Below are 265 nucleotides of genomic sequence, written 5' to 3'. Positions count from 1 at the left end.
AGTACTGCACGGCCAAGGGCAGCTGCATCGGTATCACTGTCTAAACCAAAAAACACGCCTTTGGCATCGGGGTTATTATGCGGTGTACGTTCGCCAGTTAAATAGGGTAAAAATATCACTGAACTTGGTTTGCTAAAGTCGCATTTACTCACTTGTTCAAGAAGTGCGCCTTCATTTTCAAAACCGGTTAATTGAGTAACCCAGGTTAAACAGCTTGCTGCGCTTAATACCACTGACATTTGGTGCCATGTGTTTTCAATACAAT

General features: G+C 43.0%; 1 protein-coding gene. It reads right to left on the bottom strand.

The window, feature by feature from the left end; all coding sequences use genetic code 11:
- Positions 1 to 265 (bottom strand): FGGY-family carbohydrate kinase (locus tag R2R70_RS20780; protein ID WP_410979020.1); only part of this gene is annotated, 265 nt, incomplete at both ends.

This window comes from Cobetia sp. SIMBA_158 (genome assembly GCF_046566945.1).
GTDB lineage: Bacteria > Pseudomonadota > Gammaproteobacteria > Pseudomonadales > Halomonadaceae > Cobetia > Cobetia amphilecti.
This window is presented reverse-complemented; position numbering and strand designations above follow the sequence as displayed.